We start from the raw sequence: 17541 nt of genomic DNA on the forward strand, positions 1-17541 counted from the left end.
ATGCCACCGCTCAGAGCGGACGCGCGGACCGTGGACGGAGGCGCCCCCGCGCCGCACAGACCCGGGAAGTGAACGAACGTTATCGCCAGGATCGCGCACCTGGCAGTTTCACGGTGCGGACCGAGGGGGAAATCACACGTGGGACACGTTCGCCGCGCAGGGTCCCCTCATTCCGGCGGCGCACGGGCCGCGGGCTTTCGGCAGCTTGAGCGCCACGGACTGAGCGGATCGTGTGCACGGAGAGCCGCAGCGACGCGGCCGCACCGAGCCTGTCGGCGGGGCGACGGGACGGTGAGGGCGCGTACGGCGATGGCACGCACGATCAGGCAGGCGGGAGCCGGCCCGTAGGAGGAGGACGGGAACCGCGCCAGAGGGACGAACAGGTCACGTCATTGCGACGAGAAGGCCTCCTCGCCTCCCGGGCGCCTCACACACCGCACCGAGGCAACCGCCCCACAGGCCACCGCCACAACGGCTTTCCACAAGGGCACACAGGGGACAGCGACGCCCCTCGTGCGCCGACGGGAGGTCGGCCATGAAGGTCACCGGGCCAGTGCAGCCATTGCTTCCGCTCTGCCAGCGGCTGTTCCCCAGCAGGCTGGCCGGGCTCTCCATGGCTCTGGTGAAGGCGACCGCCCTGGAGGTCGCGATCCTCGCCGGTCACGTCCTCCTCTACCCCTCGGGCATGACCCCGGAGCGCCACGCCCCGCCGCCCGAACCCTCGGCAGGCGCCGCGCCGCTGCCCGTCACTGCCAAGCCCCCGGTCATCCTGATCCACGGCTTCATCGACAACCGCTCGGTCTTCGTCCTGTTGCGCCGCAACCTCGCACAGCACGGCCGCCAGCACATCGAGTCGCTGAACTACTCCCCGCTCACCTGCGACATCCGTACCGCGGCGCAACTGCTGAGCCGCCACATCGAGGAGATCTGCGAGCGCACGGGGCAGACGCAGGTGGACGTCGTCGGACACAGCCTGGGCGGGCTGATCGCGCGCTACTACGCGCAGTGCCTCGGCGGCGACTTCCGGGTCCGCACACTCGTCACGCTGGGTACGCCCCACTCCGGCACCCGGGTGGCGCGGCTCGCGAGCGCCCACCCGATCGTCCGCCAGATGCGTCCGGATTCCGGGCTGATCGAGGAGCTGCGCGGACCGGCCCCCGGCTGTCGTACGCAGTTCGTGAGCTTCTGGAGCGATCTGGATCCCCTGATGGACCCGCTGGAGGCGGCCTGTGTCGACCACCCCGACCTGCTGGCGCAGAACGTGCGGGTGAGCGGCATCGGCCACCTCGCCCTTCCGGTGCACCCCACGGTCGCGGCCGGGATCCGGGAGGCGCTCGACCTCGAACCGCCCCGCGCCCCCGCCGCCGCCCATGACGCCAGGGCTCGCAATGGCGGTCTGACGGTGGCGTGACGGCCACGACGGCAGCCGTATTCATTCGAACGCGTATCGAACACAGGGCCAAGGTCTTGCCGGGCACCGCCGAAACACGGCCGATTGCCCCTTTACCTCCAGGGTGAAACCTGCCGAAGATTGTCGCGCCCGCATACCGCCGGGTACAGTCGCCGCACTGCTCTGGCAGCCCCTGTTGTCGAGGCGAAAGAGAAGTCGGTGAACGACCGTCATCCGTCGGGGAGCTCCATCCCCCCGGCTCAGGCCTCCGATGCCGCCTCGGCGCACTACGTGCCGTACGGCCACCAGGGAGGTCAGTACGGTGAGTTCGACACGTCGTACGCCACCCCCGCCGCGACCGCCTACGGCGGCTTCCCGGGCGACGGCTCGACCGGCGCGTACGACACCGCGCAGTGGTCCACCGGCGGCCCCCCGACGTTCGGCGCGGGCGGCTACGAGACGTTCGGCACCGGCACGCACCAGGTGCCCGCCCAGGACCCGTACGCGGCCCAGCACCACGCCGCTTACGACACCGGCGCCTACGACACCACCGCCTGGGCGGTGGGTTATCAGGAGCTCGCGACCGCCCCCGCACAGGCCACGGCGCCCGACGCCACCGGCCAATGGGACGCGCACGCCTGGCTCGAGGCCGGGCAGTCGGCGGACCGGACCCAGCAGTGGGACTGGGGCACGGGCACCTTCGACACGGGCACGTACGACGCCACGCAGTGGAACTCCGGCGGCGTCGCCGAGCACGAGGCGCAGACGCAGCCGCACGAGCAGTCGGCCACGTCGGCCGCCTCGGCGACCGCGACCTTCGAGCAGGTCGTCCCGGAACCCTTCGAGCAGCAGGCGACCGCCACCTTCGAGTCGGCCGTGCCGTTCGACCAACAGGCCACGACCACCTTCGAACAGGCCACCGCCACCGCCACGTTCGAGCAGGCTGTGCCCTTCGACCAGCAGACGACCGCCCACTTCGAGCATCTCGCGTACGAGGAGCCCGAAGCCGGTGAGGAGCACCTGGCGACGGAGGCGGACGCGGAGTCGGATGACGATCCGTCACTCCCGGCCACCCCGTGCCCGCGAGGCGCGTCCCGCGCCGCGAACCGGTCCCGGCGCCGCCCCGCGGCCAAGCGTTCCGGTCTGCTGACGATCGCCGTGCCGTCGGTGTGCGTGATGGGGGTCGCCGGGATCGCCGCCGCCGCGACCGTCGGTCTGGGCGGGGGCGACGGCAAGGAGACGACGGCCAAGGCGCCCACGACGCCCTCGGTCAAACCGTCCACCGCCAACAAGAAGTTGGACACGCAGCTCGCGAGTCTCTCCGCGGGCGCGGACGACTTCAGGGACCGGGCGAGCCGGACGCAGCAGCGTATCGACCTCAAGGCCCAGCAGGTGGCCGAGCAGAAGAAGGCGATCGCGGAGGCGGCGCTCAAGGAGCGGCTGCGCCCGAAGTTCGCGGTGCCGGTCCTGCAGCACGGCCTCAGCGCCTACTTCGGCCAGGCGGGCGTCAACTGGATGTCCGTCCACACCGGCATCGACTTCCCGGTCTCGTACGGGACGACGGTGATGGCCGCGACGGACGGCACGGCCCGTACGCAGTGGAACAGCGCGTACGGCAACATGATGATCGTGACGGCGAAGGACGGCACGGAGACGTGGTACTGCCACCTCTCCACCTACCGGGTCTCCTCCGGTACGTCCGTGAAGGCCGGCCAGCCGATCGCCTACTCCGGCAACTCCGGCAACTCGACCGGTCCGCATCTGCACTTCGAGGTACGGCCCGGCGGAGGCGCCGCGATCGACCCGCTCTCCTGGCTCCGCAGCCACGACCTGAACCCGTCGTAGCCGACGCCACGATGAAGCCCCCGCCCGACAGCGGGGGCTTCGCCGTATGAGCTACAGCTTCTCCACCGGCGCGTACCGCAGCAGCAGGCGCTTCGGCTTGGTGTCCCCGAAGTCGATCGTCGCCTCCGCCTGGGTGCCCGTGCCCTTCACGCCGACGACGGTGCCCAGGCCGAACTGGTCGTGGGTGACGCGGTCGCCGACGGCCAAGGAGACCACCGGCTTCTCCGTGATCCCGCTGCGGCGCGTGGCGAAGCCGGACGCACCCGCGGCCGAGGACCTCGACCGGGACGACGACAGCGACGCCGCCACCCCCGAGACCGGCCCCGAGGACACGGGAGCGGAGGTGGCGCCCGTACGCTTCCAGTCCACATGCTGGTCCGGGATCTCCTCCAGGAAGCGCGAGGGCGGGTTGTACGAGGGCTGGCCCCAGGCGCTGCGCATGGCGGACCGGGTGAGATACAGCCGCTCCCGCGCACGCGTGATGCCGACGTAGGCCAGGCGCCGCTCCTCCTCCAGCTCCTTGGTCTGGCCGAGCGCGCGCATGTGCGGGAAGACGCCGTCCTCCATGCCCGTGAGGAAGACGACCGGGAACTCCAGGCCCTTGGCCGTGTGGAGGGTCATCAGCGTGATGACACCGGAGCCCTCTTCCTCGTCGGGGATCTGGTCGGAGTCGGCGACCAGGGCGACCTTCTCCAGGAATTCGGACAGGGTGCCCGTCGGAGTGGCCTCTTCCGGCGCCGCGGCTTCCCCGCGCTCCTGCTCGAACTCCAGGGCCACGGCGGCCAGTTCCTGGAGGTTCTCGATACGGGTCTCGTCCTGGGGGTCGGTCGAGGCCTGCAACTCGGCCAGATACCCGGTGCGTTCGAGGACCGCCTCCAGGACCGTGGCCGGTCCGGCGTTCGACTCCACGATCGTCCGCAGGTCCTCCATCAGCGCGTTGAACCGCTTGACCGCGTTGGTCGAGCGGGCCGCCATCCCGTACGCCTCGTCGACCCGGCGCAGCGCCTGCGCGAAGCTGATCTTCTCCCGCTGGGCGAGGGCGTCGACCATCGCTTCGGCACGCTCGCCGATGCCCCGCTTCGGCACGTTCAGGATCCGCCGCAGCGGGACGGAGTCCTCCGGGTTCGCCAGCACCCGCAGGTAGGCCAGGACGTCCCGGACCTCCTTGCGCTCGTAGAAGCGGACGCCGCCGACGACCTTGTAGGGCAGGCCGACACGGATGAAGACCTCTTCGAAGACACGGGACTGGGCGTTCGTGCGGTAGAAGACGGCGACGTCGCCCGCCTTCGCCTCGCCCCGGTCGGTGAGACGGTCTATCTCGTCGGCGACGAACTGCGCCTCGTCGTGCTCGGTGTCGGCGACGTAGCCCGAGATCCGCGCGCCCATGCCCGCGTTGGTCCACAGGTTCTTGGGGCGGCGCGACTCGTTGCGCTCGATGACCGCGTTGGCGGCGCTCAGGATCGTCTGCGTGGAGCGGTAGTTCTGCTCCAGCAGGATCGTCGTCGCGTCCGCGTAGTCCTCCTCGAACTGGAGGATGTTGCGGATGGTCGCGCCGCGGAAGGCGTAGATCGACTGGTCGGCGTCGCCCACGACGCACAGTTCGGCCGGGGGCAGGTCGTACTCACCGGACGGCGCGCCTTCGGGCCGGTCACCGGCCGCGGGGCCGACCAGCTCGCGCACCAGGGCGTACTGGGCGTGGTTGGTGTCCTGGTACTCGTCGACCAGCACATGGCGGAAGCGGCGGCGGTAGTGCTCGGCCACGTCCGGGAAGGCGCGCAGCAGGTTGACCGTCGTCATGATCAGGTCGTCGAAGTCGAGGGCGTTCGCCTCGCGCAGCCGGGACTGGTAGAGCGCGTACGCCTGGGCGAGGGTCTTCTCGAAGCCGTCGGCCGCCTGGGCGGCGAAGTCCTCCTCGTCGATCAGCTCGTTCTTCAGGTTGGAGATCTTGGCGCTGAACGACTTGGGCGGGAACTGCTTGGGGTCGAGGTCCAGATCGCGGCACACCAGCGCCATCAGCCGCTTGCTGTCGGCCGCGTCGTAGATCGAGAACGAGGACGTGAAGCCGAGCTTCTTCGACTCGCGCCGCAGGATGCGGACGCACGCGCTGTGGAAGGTCATCACCCACATCGCGTGGGCCCGCGGGCCGACGAGCTGCTCGACGCGCTCCTTCATCTCGCCCGCGGCCTTGTTGGTGAACGTGATCGCGAGGATCTGGCCGGGGTGCACACTCCGCTCGGCCAGCAGATGGGCGATGCGGTGCGTGAGCACGCGGGTCTTGCCGGAGCCCGCGCCCGCGACGATGAGCAGCGGGGAGCCCGCGTGCGTCACGGCCGCGCGCTGGTTGCCGTTCAGCCCCTCCAGCAGCGCCGCCGGGTCGATGGGCGGGCGGGGCGCGCCGTCGCGGTAGTAGATGTCCCGGTCCGGCGGCATGTCGAACTTCCCCCCGAACAGATCGTCCGGGACCAGCTCCGGAGCGTGTTCGTCCTCGGGCGGCGGGGGCTCTTCCTCGGGGGCCGGAGTGGCCTTGAGGTCCGCCAGGAAGCTGTCGTCAAAGAGGCTGCTCATCGCTCTCCGAGTCTAGGCCGCCCCACCGACAACCGAGGGCCGCCCTGAGAAGTCCGCCCTCGGGATCGGAGCCGTTGCTCGGAAGCCGGGCCTCGGAATCGGAGCCGGTACCCGGAAGCCCGCCCTCGAGATCGAAGCCGGGCGCGCCTTCACCGCCGGGCCAGGCCTGGTCACGTTCCGCGCGCCCCCTCGGAGCGGCGCAAACGCGACGTACCAGCATCACCCGATGGATACCGAAGAAGTGCCGCAAGCCTCCATAAGCCCCCTCATAGTGACCGCACGGAGCGACTCCCATGATGAAGGTCACGAAAATGTATCGGGCATATCGCACATCAACCTTCACAGGCGCCACAGGAGTTGGCTAGCGTGCCGGGCGGGCCGCAGGACCCCCACCGGCGAACGTCGCCGGGCCACGCGGCCACCGCCGAGTCCGGTGCGCCCCAGGGCAGCCGGAGCCGGGGACCCACACCGACCTTGGGGTGAATCGGCCGACCGCCCCGCGGGGCACGGCTGTAGGGCACACCTTCCACATCTCCGCCCGAACCCGACAGCTAACTCGGTAGGCGGAGCACGGAAGGAGTCGCCCTCCATGGCCCCGCACCGCAAGCCGCGTCCCTCAGGCATACGCACCCCCGCCCTCGCGACGGCCGCTCTCGCCTCCGTGGCCCTGCTCTCCCAGACGGCGAACGCCGCGCCCGCCCCGCGCAAGCCGAGCATGGAGGAGGTGCAGAAGCAGGTCGACGAGCTGTACCGGCAGGCCGGGACGGCCACCGAGAAGTACAACGCGGCCAAGGAGAAGACGACCGAGCAGCGCAAGCACACGGACACGCTCCTCGACCAGGTCGCCCAGCGCACGCAGAAGCTCAACGAGGCGCGCGAGCAGCTCGGCTCGTTCGCCGCCGCGCAGTACCGCACCGGGAGCGCGTCCCCCGGCACCGCCACGTTCCTGCTGGCCGACTCGCCGCAGGCCTACTTCGACCAGACCCAGCTCGCGGACCGGCTGACCGGCCGCCAGAAGGTGGCGGTCGACCAGTACGTCACCGAGCAGGCCGCGACGATGAAGAAGCGGCGGGAGGCGACCAAGAGCCTTCAGACGCTCACCGAGGCGCAGAAGACGCTCAAGTCGTCCAAGACGGAGGTCCAGCAGAAGCTCTCCAGCGCGCGGAAGGTGCTGTCCCAGCTCACCGCGGAGGAGAAGGCGCGGCTCGCGGAGATCGAGAAGAAGAAGCAGGCGGAGGCCCAGCGCAAGGCGCAGGAGCTGGCCAAGCAGCAGGCGGCCCAGCGGGAGGAGGCCGAGAAGGCGGCCCAGGAGAAGCAGTCCTCGTCGGGCTCGTCCGGCTCCTCGGACTCCTCCGCCGGATCGGGCTCCACAGGCTCCGGCTCCACCGGCTCCGGCTCCTCCTCCACGACGAAGGCGGAGAAGGCCCTCTCGTTCGCCCGCTCCCAGATCGGGAAGCCGTACGTGTGGGGCGCGACCGGGCCCGACTCCTACGACTGCTCCGGGCTGACCCAGGCCTCCTGGAAGGCCGCCGGGGTCTCGCTGCCGCGGACGACCTGGGACCAGGTGAAGGTCGGCACGACGGTCTCGATCGCCAACGCCCAGCCCGGTGACCTGATCTTCTTCTACGACGACATCAGCCACGTCGGCCTCTACATCGGCGACGGCATGATGATCCACGCCCCGAAGCCGGGTGCGTACGTCCGCGAGGAGTCGGTCTACTACGACGGCACCTCGGCCATCCACAGCGTGGTCCGCCCGGCCTGATCCCCACCCGCTCCCGTACGGCACGTGCGCGTGGGGTTGATTTGGCAGCCACGCGCGCGTGCCCCGCACGCGAGCCGGGGATGCGTCCATAGCATCGGGCGCATGTCAGGGACCTCCGCGCTGCGTGCCTGGTGGGCGCGGCGCCCGCCGGCCGCCGGGGCCGCCGTGATGGCGACCGGCATCGTGTCGGTCGGACTGCATCTGGCCGGGTTCGAGACCCTCTCCCGCATCCTCCTGGCCCTGGCCTGTGCCGCCTGGCTGGGGCTCGCGGCCGATGCCGTCCGGCGCCTGCTGCGGGAGCACGGCCGGTGGCTGGCCGAGACGCGCTCCCCGGCCGCGTTCACCTCGGTCGCGGCGACGACCGTCCTGGGCACGCGGATCTCCCTGCTGGGCGGACAGTGGCTCGCCGAGGCGCTCCTCGCGCTGGCCATCGCGCTCTGGCTGAGGCTGACCCTGCCGGTCGTACGGCACTGGGGGCGCCGGATGCCGGGGTCGGTGTTCCTCGGGTGTGTGGCGACGGAGGGGATCGCGGTGCTCGGCGCGGTGCTCGCCACGGCCCTGAAGGTGGCGTGGCTAGCGCACCTGGCGCTCGTGTTCTTCTGGCTCGGACTGGCGTTGTACGTGATCGCCTTCCGGCGTTTCGACCGTCGGCAGGTGCGGACCGGCGTCGGTGACCACTGGATCCTGAGCGGCGCGCTCGCCACCTCCGTGGTGGCCGGGTCGAAGCTCATCGCCGCCGAGGACCGCGACCCCTACCTCTGGAACCGTGACGACAGCGGCGTCCTGCGGACCGTCACCATCAGCCTGCTGATCCTCGCGTCGCTCTGCTACTGCGTCCTCGTGGCGGCCGAGCTGCGCTGGCCGCGGACCCGCTACGACGTACGGCGCTGGGCGACCGTCTTCCCGCTGGGGATGACGGCGGTGGCGGCCCTGTCGTTCGCCCTGGCCCTGGGGGTGCCGTGGCTGCGCGGCCTCGGCACGGTACTGCTGTGGATCGCGCTGGCCGCCTGGTGCGCGGTCCTCGTGGGAGCCGCGCGGTCCGCCCGGGAGGACATCAGGTCCACGGACGTCAGGTCCACAGAACCGCGATGAAGATGTTCGTGAGGGTCAGCGCGCCCACGAGCCCGAAGAGCGGCTTCTCGACCTTCTCCTCGTCGCGCTTCACGTAGACCAGGCCGAGGATCACGATCAGGACCGCCAGCTTGATGCCGATCTTGATGTTGTCGAGCGGGTAGTCCTGCGCCTGGTTGAGGCCGACCAGGGCGACACCCGTGACCAGCATGGTCAGCGCACCGTGCAGCATCCCGGGCACGAAACGGGCCGTGCCCTGGCGCATCCCCTTCATCTGGCCGAGGAAGCCACCGAGGAGTGCGGCGATGCCGACGATGTGAAGGCCGACGAAGAGATGGATGAGTACGTCCATGGTTCCGGAGCCTAACCAGAGACGCGGACGCCTCCGGGGGCGGGGGCCGGTCCGGGGCGGGTCCCCAGGTCCGGGGCCGGGTCCGCTCCTGGCATATACACGCCGCATAGCACCCTGTCACCGTCGCGGCTCCCGGAACGGGCACATCGGTCAGCGCACAGCGCGAACGCGGCAGCCCCGGTCGGGGCCCACGGTCGAATACGGTCACCGGAAGTCCGGTCAGGCCATTTCCGGACATCCCGTCTCCGAGTCACCGCGGCGACATCTAGCGTCCTCCACCAGGTGACCGGCTCCTCACCGCCGCCCAGGCCAGGGGTGGCCGCCGGACACCACCGCCGAGGAGAACCGGCGGCGGCGGCCCGTCCCCCCTGTGCGGGCCGCCGCCGGACGTGTCACAGCACCCGTGGCCCGGCGGTCGTACGAAAGGACCTGACGTCCAGGTGGCAGCGCACCGCAAACCCCCACAGCGTTCGTTCGGCGGCGGCAGGATCTGGACCGCCGCCACGATCGCCCTCGCGGGAGCGGCCTCCGCGACCGGCTTCGGCACGACGGCGCAGGCCGCGCCGAAGCCGTCTCCGGAGCAGGTCAAGACCACGGTCGACCGGCTGTACCGGGAGGCGGAGGTCGCGACCCAGCGGTACGACGGGGCGAAGGAGAAGGCGGACCAGGCGCGGGGCCGGGTGAACGCGCTGCGCGACGAGGCGGCGCGCAGGACGGACCGGCTCGACACGGCGCGGGAGGCGCTGGGTTCGGCCGCGGCGGCGCAGTACCGCAACGGGAGCATCGCTCCCTCCGTGCAGCTCCTGCTCTCCTCGAACCCTCAGCGCTATCTCGATGACGCCGCGTTCGCCGAGCGGGTCGACGGCAGGCAGGCCACGGCCGTCGCGGACGTACGCGAGCAACTGCGGGAGATCGAGCGGGTACGCGAAGCGGCGCAGGCGCAGTTGGCCACGCTGGCTTCGCGGCAGGCCGAACTGCGTCGCCACAAGCGGACGATCGAGCAGAAGCTGGGCGAGGCGCGGAGGCTGCTGTCCCGGCTGACCCGGAGCGAGCGGGCACGGCTCACGGCAAAGGACGAGGGAACGGGGCGGGTGTCGGCCGCGAAGGCGCCCAACGGGCGAGCGGCGGCAGCGGTGGCGTACGCCTACGGCAAGCTCGGCAGCCCGTACGTCTGGGGCGCCACCGGCCCCACGGCCTTCGACTGCTCGGGCTTGACGCAGGCCGCCTACCGCGCGGCGGGACTCTCCCTACCGCGAACGACCTACGCCCAGATCGACGCGGGCCGCCGCGTCACGCGCACCGAACTCCGCCCCGGCGACCTGGTGTTCTTCTACTCCGGGGTCAGCCACGTGGGGATCTACGTGGGCAACGGCCAAATGATCCACGCCCCGAACCCCTCGGCCCCAGTGCGCCTGGCCCCGGTCGATTCGATGCCGTTCGCTGGGGCTACGCGAGTGGCGTAACCCCAGCACCGGTACGGGCATACGCGACGAACGCACCCCAGGCCGCCGAGGCGACGGTGAACTGGGGGCTTCGAGAACCGAGCTTCGAGTCCCGGAGGTGGATGGTGTGCGGGCAGGGGGCAACTTCGAGGCAGTTGCCACCCTGGCTGTCGCTGTAGCTCGATTTGTGCCAGTCGAGGGCGACTTCGAGACAGTTGCCACCTTCAGTGCCGCTGTAGCTCGACTTGAACCACCGCAGTTCTCTGCTCATTGCCACTCGAACCTCAAGCGCCGCTACGGGCATACGCAACGAACGCACCCCAGGCCGCCGAGGCGACGGTGAACTGGGGGCTCCGAGAACCGAGCTTCGAGTCCCGGACGTGGATGGCACGGGGGCAAGGGGCGACTTCGAGGCAAGCGCCACCCTGGCTGTCGCTGTAGCTCGATTTGTGCCAGTCGAGGGCGACTTCGAGGCAGTTGCCGCCCTGATCATCACTGTAGCTGGACTTGAACCACGCCAGGCGGTCACTCACTGCGCCTCCGCCACCTTCCTGATGAACTCGGTCGACTCCTCAACGCTGAGCGCGTGCATGCGCATCATGGCATGCCTTTGGTTCAGTGCGCTCACCTTGTCCGAACTGGCGTGCAGCACACTCACCTCCGGCCCCTCGACGTAGGCAAGCACGTCATGCTCAGGCGACTCCAGCAGCACGATCGGCCCCGCAAGAGCAACACCGGCGCACCGGCCAATTGGCAGTACCTGCACCAGCACGTTGCGCAATCGGCCAACTTCCAAGAGGTGCAGGAGTTGCGCTCTCATGACATCGCTGCCGCCGACTTCCGTCCGGAGCGCCGCTTCGTAGATCAAGAAGCCGTAGACCACGCTGATGCGTCGGGTCAGAGCTTCCTGTCGGCGTAGCCTCGCTGCTACGCGCTCAGCGACCGTCTCGTCATCCAAGGGCGGGCAACTGCCTCCGATCAACGCGTCTGCGTACTCCTGTGTCTGCAACAAGCCGGGGATGAGTAGCGGCTCATAGCAGGAGAAGCTGATGGCGTCAGCCTCGATGGCCATGAACTCCTGCGACCGTGCCGGAAACGGCTCCGGCTTCAGGTACTCCTGGGCTGCGACCAGCTTCCCGCCCGCCCCGCACGCCTGGTCCGCGATCTGCAACAACCGCAGCGTGGGCCGACGGCGGCCGTTCTCCATGGACTTGACGTACTCGTAGTCGTACCCCGCCTCTTTGGCCAGCGCGTCGCGACCGATGCCGGCCTCCGCGCGCCACATCTTGATCTGACTGCCGCAGTACCGCCAGGCGATCGGCGGTTGGGAGTTCACTTCGGTCGCCACACAACCTCCCCTGAGTCCGAGGCAGGTACGCCCACGTGCTGTACCCGCGCCGCTGCTCGCGAGGCTACGCACAGGCGAGGACTGTGATCCCGGAATCGCGAAAGCTCCAACTCAAGGGATGAACAGCGCATGCAGACTCCCCGACTCCCGCTGCCCACGACGGCTCCGAAGGACATCGAATGGCGCCTGCCGCGTCACGCGCGAAGCGTGGGCAGGGCACGTACGTTGTTCCGTGAACAGGCGAAGTCATGGGAGTTGCCGCAGGAGTTGACGGAGACGGCGGAACTCCTCCTGAGCGAGCTGATGACGAACGCGTACCGCCACGCGAAGGTCCCGCCCGGCCGCGAGATCTGGGCCCGCTGCGAGCTCACCGAGGACCGCCTCCGCATGACGGTGACCGACGCGAGCAACACACTCCCGACACCGGTCACCCCGACCCTGGAGGACGAGACGGGCCGAGGCCTCACCCTGGTGGCGACCCTGGCGGACGACTGGGGCGCGGAGCGAAGGGAATGCGGCATCGGCAAGGAGGTGTGGTTCGAACTCGCCACCGCTGGGGCGTGAAACCGGTGAGGGCTGCGAGGCGTCGTCCGGTTGAAGGATCCCCCGGCCCCGAGAACTGGATTCCCTGATGGCCCTCCGCCGAATTGATATTGATGATCCTGACGTGACCATGGACGAGGGTGAGCGTCTCTTCTACCGCGGCACCCTCTTCACAGGCGAGGCCGTGGAATACCAGCGCGGCACGCTCATCAGCCTCATCACATACGAGAGTGGGATCGAGCACGGTCCGGTCCGCGAGTGGTACATGAACGGAACTCTCCGGTCAGAAGGGGTGATACGGAGAGGATTCCCCGTCGGTGAATTTCAGCAGTGGCATCCGAACGGGCAACTAGCGGCGCGTACGGTCATGACCGAAAACGGGTTCCGACAATTGACGCAATACGAATGGGATGAAGACGGAAACGCGACGAGGGCGTGGCACGCAGAGGGCGATTGAACACGCATGTCACGCCCGGTGAAGACATAGACCTCTCGAGGCGGCTTCTTCCGCTCGTCGGACAAGACGTACCGGTGTGACCGCAGGCAGGCCTACCGAGCGATCACACCAGTGGTCACACCAGCCGTCGTGCCGTCGCCCATCGCGTCAGCTCGTGACGGTTCGACAACTGGAGCTTGCGCAGGACCGCGGAGACATGGGACTCGACCGTCTTCACCGAGATGAAGAGCTGCTTCGCGATCTCCTTGTACGCATAGCCGCGGGCGATGAGGCGCAGGACCTCGCGCTCGCGCTGGGTGAGGCGGTCGAGGTCCTCGTCGACCGGCGGGGCGTCCGTCGAGGCGAAGGCGTCGAGGACGAACCCGGCCAGGCGGGGCGAGAACACCGCGTCGCCTTCCTGTACGCGGAAGATGGAGTTGACGAGGTCGGAGCCGGTGATCGTCTTGGTGACGTACCCCCGGGCACCCCCGCGGATCACACCGATCACATCCTCCGCGGCGTCCGACACGGACAGCGCCAGGAACCGGACCGGCTGCTCGGCGTCGGACATCAACGGGGCGCAGCGGCGCAGCACTTCGACCCCGCCGCCGCCCGGCAGATGGACGTCGAGGAGGACCACCTCGGGCCGCGACTCCGTGATCACCGAGACCGCCTGGTCGACATCGGGGGCCTCACCGACCACCTCGACGCCGGTCTCCTCGGTCCGGCCGATCTCCGCGCGCACACCCGTACGGAACATACGGTGGTCGTCGACCAGCACGACCCGTACATGCCGACCGGCCACGCCCGAGCCGATCACCGCGGACTCGTCGGCAGCGGCCTGCCCTGTGGTCCCGTTCGCGTCGTTCATGTCGCCTTCTCCGCCCTCTCCATCTCCAGCTCGACCTCCGTGCCCCCGTCCGGAACCGCGCGCAGCCGTGCCGTGCCGCCGTTGCGTTCCATACGGCCGATGATCGATTCTCTGACACCCATGCGGTCGGCGGGTATCGCGTCGAGGTCGAAGCCGGGGCCGCGGTCGCGGACGGACACGAAGACCGTCTTGCCCTCGACCTCGGCGTAGACCTGGACGGCACCGCCCTCGCCACCGTACTTGGCGGCGTTCACCATGGCTTCACGCGCGGCCTGCATCTGTGCGCCGATCCGTTCGTCGAGCGGGCAGTCGCCGACGACGACGACCTCGATGGGGACGCCGTGCTTGTCCTCCACCTCCGCCGCGTTGTGCCGGACCGCCTCCGCGAGGGTGTCCGGCTCCTCTTCCTCGTCCTTGCCGGTGCCCTCCGGCTTGTAGAGCCAGGCGCGCAGGTCGCGCTCCTGGGCGCGGGCGAGGCGGCGTACCTCGCCCGCGTTCTCCGCGTTGCGCTGGATCAGGGTCAGGGTGTGCAGAACCGAGTCGTGGACATGGGCGGCGACCTCCGCGCGCTCCTGGGCGCGGATGCGCATCAGGCGTTCCTCGGAGAGGTCTTGGGACATGCGGACGAGATACGGGCCGGCGAGCAGCGCTATGCCGACGAGGACCGCGAGCGCCGCCTGGAGCACCGAGCCGAGGTGGGCCGCGGAGCCCTGGAGCACGAAGATGGCGGAGACGCCGGTGGTGACCAGCAGCACACCGGCCGCGGCGCGCAGCAGCGTGAGCGTGCGCCGGCGGCTGCCGACCTCCACCCAGCGGGCGCGGCGCGCGTTGTCCGCCTGGCGCCAGACCAGGGCGACGCCTGCGGCGACGAGGACGGCGGGTATGAGGTAGGCCTTGGCGCCGTTGTCGAGGTTGACGTTGCCCACGAAGGTCAGCGACATGATGACCATGAGGAGCAGGGCGAGGATCTGGCCGCGGTCGGGCTTACGGGTCACCAGCTTGCGGCGGCCGTCGGGCGAGGTCTCCGTACTGACCAGGGGGCGCCGGTCGTCGACGCCGCCCACACCGAGCGGGACGAAGAACCAGAACGCCGCGTACACGAGCGCGCCGAGGCCGTCCGCCATGTTCAGCCCGAGGAAGATCAGGCGGACCCAGATCACGGGCAGGCCGAGATGTCCGGCGAGCCCCCGCGCCACGCCCCCCAACCAGCGTCCGTCGCTGCTGCGGTAGAGCTTGCGCGGCGCCCGCGGTTCGGCATGTGGGAGGGTTGCGGCGTCCGGCATGTGGCTTCCTAACTAACGAGCGACACCGTTTATCGCCGAGTTTCGGGAGCACTTGACGATCACAGGGGCGGAAAATGTCGACGGGAACTGACACCGGTCAGTTCAGAGCAATTCGTTGAGGCCGTAAAAGACGACGCGTCGGTCGTCATCCAGTTCCTCCTCCAGTTCCTCGATGTACTCATCGAATTCTTCATCGTCCAGTCCCTCGCCGACGCGGTTGGCGGTACCGCGTGCGAGATCGATGAGCACACAAGCGTCTTGGGGGAGCAGTGGAGGTTCGAGCTGGGGCCAGGCGAGGTTGTCCCAGTCGATCGTCACCTGCACCTCCTCAGGCCGCTTGTTCACCAGCTCGGGGATCACGGCCCCCTCAAGGTCGAGCTTGGAGAGGTGCTCGTAGCCGCTCCCCGGCTCGGGGAGGCCGCCGAGCTTTCGCCCCTGATCGTCGAAACGGAACTCGGTGAAGCCAGGGATCTTCACCGTCGTCAGCGGATAGACGGGCTGTTCCCAGGTCACCTCACCGTGCTGGTACACACGGATTTCGCAGGTGTCACCGTGCCCGCCGATCCAGCTGCCGTCCCTGACATAGCGAGCAGCCGCCTGCATGACATCAGCCTGATCATGGCTGACCTCGACGAACTCCCGACCACCGCCGCCCTGTATGAACGATCCTTCGAACAAATAGAAGCTGTACAACAAGTCCCCCGAGTGTCTTGTGATCCTGATTGTTGAACACTCTCCGCCAACGACCGGGTACTGTCGTCCCCGATCGACAACTGGTGTCAACCATCACTGACAGAGCCAGGCATGCCATAGATGGTCACACGACCGCCCCACCCGGACATCAGGGTGGGCCCCCGAGACGTCCCTGATCTTCCTGACCGCGGTGGTCGAACAGTCCCCGGAGGGCCGTCCGTCGAGATATCAGGGTTCGGCCAGGGTCATCCCGACTGCCGCCGCGCCTCTCGGGCAGGGACCATGGACGCATGACAGATCAGCAGCACGCGGAAGCGGGGCGGAGCGAGGCTGCCGGGCGCGAGGGCCCGGAGGCTCGCGGGTTCGCCGACGCCCGCAGCCGCGCCTCGGGATCCGAAGGCGCCCCCGCGCCCGATGACGCGGCCGTGGCCGAGGGGCCGGGCCCCTTCCGCCGCGACCGGCGGCACAAGACGCTGGCAGGCGTCTGCTCGGGCCTGGCCCGGCAGTGCGACATGGACCCGGTGATCTTCCGCATCGTGCTCGCCGTGCTCTCCGCGACCGGCGGCATCGGCCTGATCTTCTACGGCTTCGTCTGGCTCCTCGTCCCGTACGAGGACGAGGAGGAGAACGCGGTCCGCAAGATGCTGACGGGCCGGGTCGACGGCCAGGCTCTGACGGCGGTGCTCTTCGCCCTGGTCGGATGCGGGGTCTTCCTGTCGATGCTCGGGAACGGCGGGCTGCTGAGCTTCGCCGCCGTCCTGTCCGTACTGCTCGCGGGCGCGGGCTACTGGTCGCGGCAGCGCGGCGCCACGGCCCAGGACCCGCTCGCCGCGCAGGCCGCCGCCGACGCCCCACCGGAGGCGACGGCCCCGCCCGTCCCCGTCTCCTATCCCTCCTGGTGGCGCGACCCCATCGTCAAGGACGGCACGCATGTGGGCGGCACGGGCTATCTGTGGGGCCCGAGCAACGCCCGCCATCGTGACGTCACGGCGGCGGTCAACATCGCCCTCGACGGCAAGGACGGCCGGTTGAGACGGGCCGAGTACCGGCCGAGGCCTCGGGGTCCGCGCGGGATCGGCGGCCGGGTGTTCCTGCTCGCCCTGCTCGCGGGCGGGCTCAGCGCCCACCTGGCCTGGGACGACCACGCGCTCGCCACAAGCCTCCAGATAGGCCTGGCCGCCGCACTGACGGTGTTCGGCCTGGGGATCGCGGTCAGTTCGTTCCTGGGGCGTACGGGAGCGGGCTCGGTCTTCCTCGCGGTGCTCACGGCGGGTCTGCTCGCCGCGTCTGCGGCCCTGCCGAAGGATGTGAGCACGCAGTGGAACCGCACGACCTGGGCACCGGCGTCCGCGGCGGCCCTCCAGGAGAAGTACCGCCTGGGGATGGGCACGGGCACTCTGGACCTCACCCGTCTCCGGCTCGCCGGGGGTCAGACGGTGACGACCCGGGTGGAGACGGGCGTGGGCCGGCTCAAGGTGGTCCTCCCGCGGGACGCGAAGGTGGAGTTGAGGATCAACGCGGGGGTCGGTGACATCCAGTTGCCGGGCAGCGCCAAGAAGGATGTGGACGTGAAGCTGGGTGAGTACAAGCGTCTGACGCTGCCGCCGGACTCTCCCACGAAGAACGCGGCCACGCTCGACCTCTTCCTGGAGGTCGGGATCGGCCAGGTGGAGGTGGCCCGTGCTGCGTCATGAGTTCCAGCCCGGTCGGCTGACGGCAGGTCTCTTCCTGACCGTCGCGGGCCTCGCCTACCTGGGTGATGCGGGCGGCGCCTGGGAGACTCCCTGGTTCGTGATCATCCCGATCGTCACGGGCGGGCTCTGCCTCGCGGCCGTGACGGGGATGGTGGGCAGTTCCATACGCAGGGGCCTGGCGGCCCGCAAGGAAGTCCGCGATGCGTCCGGCGGAGGGACAACGGCCTCGTAGTCGGCTGCCGC

Annotated in this window: 17 protein-coding genes and 1 riboswitch; of the genes, 9 read left to right on the forward strand and 8 right to left on the reverse strand. The window is 69.6% G+C overall.

All coding sequences use genetic code 11. The annotated features are described in order from the left end of the window. The first annotated feature begins 535 nt into the window (after positions 1-535). Positions 536-1411, forward strand: coding sequence for an esterase/lipase family protein (locus ACZ60T_RS10035; protein ID WP_365634992.1), 876 nt, complete (start codon positions 536-538; stop codon positions 1409-1411). A gap of 198 nt (positions 1412-1609) precedes the next feature. Continuing rightward, a complete protein-coding gene (locus ACZ60T_RS10040) occupies positions 1610-3235 on the forward strand; it encodes a M23 family metallopeptidase (RefSeq protein WP_469665481.1) in 1626 nt (541 codons plus the stop codon). 51 nt (positions 3236-3286) lie between these two features. Here ACZ60T_RS10040 and pcrA read toward each other — a convergent pair whose 3' ends face one another. Continuing rightward, entirely contained in the window at positions 3287-5800 is a 2514-nt protein-coding gene (gene pcrA / locus ACZ60T_RS10045; protein WP_469665482.1) for a DNA helicase PcrA, read from the reverse strand. A 412-nt stretch (positions 5801-6212) separates the two neighbouring features. Continuing rightward, positions 6213-6381: riboswitch (cyclic di-AMP (ydaO/yuaA leader) on the forward strand. A gap of 8 nt (positions 6382-6389) precedes the next feature. On the opposite strand from pcrA, the gene ACZ60T_RS10050 reads away from it, so the two are divergent. Further along, the gene (locus ACZ60T_RS10050; RefSeq protein ID WP_469665483.1) at positions 6390-7565 is read left to right on the forward strand and encodes a C40 family peptidase; all 1176 of its coding nucleotides are present in this window, start codon (positions 6390-6392) and stop codon (positions 7563-7565) included. A gap of 102 nt (positions 7566-7667) precedes the next feature. Further along, entirely contained in the window at positions 7668-8657 is a 990-nt protein-coding gene (locus tag ACZ60T_RS10055) for a tellurite resistance/C4-dicarboxylate transporter family protein (RefSeq protein WP_469665484.1), read from the forward strand. Here ACZ60T_RS10055 and ACZ60T_RS10060 read toward each other — a convergent pair. Beyond that, a complete protein-coding gene (locus ACZ60T_RS10060) occupies positions 8635-8988 on the reverse strand; it encodes a hypothetical protein (protein WP_252428947.1) in 354 nt (117 codons plus the stop codon). The genes ACZ60T_RS10055 and ACZ60T_RS10060 overlap by 23 nt on opposite strands. 440 nt (positions 8989-9428) lie before the next feature. Between ACZ60T_RS10060 and ACZ60T_RS10065 the strand changes: the two genes are divergently transcribed. Then, positions 9429-10451 carry a C40 family peptidase gene (locus tag ACZ60T_RS10065; RefSeq protein ID WP_469665485.1) on the forward strand — a complete coding sequence of 341 codons (1023 nt, stop codon included), beginning with the start codon at positions 9429-9431 and terminating at the stop codon, positions 10449-10451. On the opposite strand, the gene ACZ60T_RS10070 is transcribed toward ACZ60T_RS10065, so the two are convergent. From ACZ60T_RS10070 to ACZ60T_RS10080, 3 genes are read right to left on the reverse strand one after another with little or no spacing between them, the layout of a single operon-like run. Then, positions 10435-10701 carry a DUF397 domain-containing protein gene (locus ACZ60T_RS10070; RefSeq protein ID WP_469665486.1) on the reverse strand — a complete coding sequence of 89 codons (267 nt, stop codon included), beginning with the start codon at positions 10699-10701 and terminating at the stop codon, positions 10435-10437. The genes ACZ60T_RS10065 and ACZ60T_RS10070 overlap by 17 nt on opposite strands. Positions 10702-10714: 13 nt before the next feature. After that, positions 10715-10963, reverse strand: coding sequence for a DUF397 domain-containing protein (locus ACZ60T_RS10075; RefSeq protein WP_469665487.1), 249 nt, complete (start codon positions 10961-10963; stop codon positions 10715-10717). Continuing rightward, positions 10960-11778 (reverse strand): helix-turn-helix domain-containing protein, encoded by an 819-nt coding sequence (locus tag ACZ60T_RS10080; RefSeq protein ID WP_469665488.1) that lies wholly within the window; start codon positions 11776-11778, stop codon positions 10960-10962. Before ACZ60T_RS10080 ends, ACZ60T_RS10075 begins: the two co-directional genes overlap by 4 nt. A 129-nt stretch (positions 11779-11907) precedes the next feature. On the opposite strand from ACZ60T_RS10080, the gene ACZ60T_RS10085 reads away from it, so the two are divergent. Further along, complete coding sequence (locus ACZ60T_RS10085) at positions 11908-12342, forward strand: ATP-binding protein (protein ID WP_469665489.1); 435 nt, start codon at positions 11908-11910, stop codon at positions 12340-12342. A gap of 109 nt (positions 12343-12451) precedes the next feature. Next, positions 12452-12778 (forward strand): toxin-antitoxin system YwqK family antitoxin, encoded by a 327-nt coding sequence (locus ACZ60T_RS10090; RefSeq protein WP_469665574.1) that lies wholly within the window; start codon positions 12452-12454, stop codon positions 12776-12778. A gap of 115 nt (positions 12779-12893) precedes the next feature. Here ACZ60T_RS10090 and ACZ60T_RS10095 read toward each other — a convergent pair whose 3' ends face one another. The 3 genes from ACZ60T_RS10095 to ACZ60T_RS10105 all read right to left on the reverse strand — a co-directional run bounded on the left by ACZ60T_RS10095 (position 12894) and on the right by ACZ60T_RS10105 (position 15607). Then, positions 12894-13628 (reverse strand): LuxR C-terminal-related transcriptional regulator, encoded by a 735-nt coding sequence (locus ACZ60T_RS10095; protein WP_469665490.1) that lies wholly within the window; start codon positions 13626-13628, stop codon positions 12894-12896. Beyond that, positions 13625-14911, reverse strand: a complete 1287-nt coding sequence (locus ACZ60T_RS10100; RefSeq protein WP_469665491.1) for an ATP-binding protein — start codon at positions 14909-14911, stop codon at positions 13625-13627. The genes ACZ60T_RS10095 and ACZ60T_RS10100 overlap by 4 nt, the downstream gene beginning before the upstream one ends. A 102-nt stretch (positions 14912-15013) precedes the next feature. Further along, positions 15014-15607, reverse strand: coding sequence for a hypothetical protein (locus tag ACZ60T_RS10105; RefSeq protein ID WP_469665492.1), 594 nt, complete (start codon positions 15605-15607; stop codon positions 15014-15016). Between the two features lie 287 nt (positions 15608-15894). On the opposite strand from ACZ60T_RS10105, the gene ACZ60T_RS10110 reads away from it, so the two are divergent. Further along, positions 15895-17298 carry a PspC domain-containing protein gene (locus ACZ60T_RS10110; protein ID WP_469665493.1) on the forward strand — a complete coding sequence of 468 codons (1404 nt, stop codon included), beginning with the start codon at positions 15895-15897 and terminating at the stop codon, positions 17296-17298. Then, positions 17285-17530, forward strand: a complete 246-nt coding sequence (locus ACZ60T_RS10115) for a hypothetical protein (protein WP_469665494.1) — start codon at positions 17285-17287, stop codon at positions 17528-17530. Before ACZ60T_RS10110 ends, ACZ60T_RS10115 begins: the two co-directional genes overlap by 14 nt. The last annotated feature ends 11 nt before the right edge of the window (positions 17531-17541 follow it).

This window comes from Streptomyces sp. NPDC104371 (assembly GCF_055583785.1).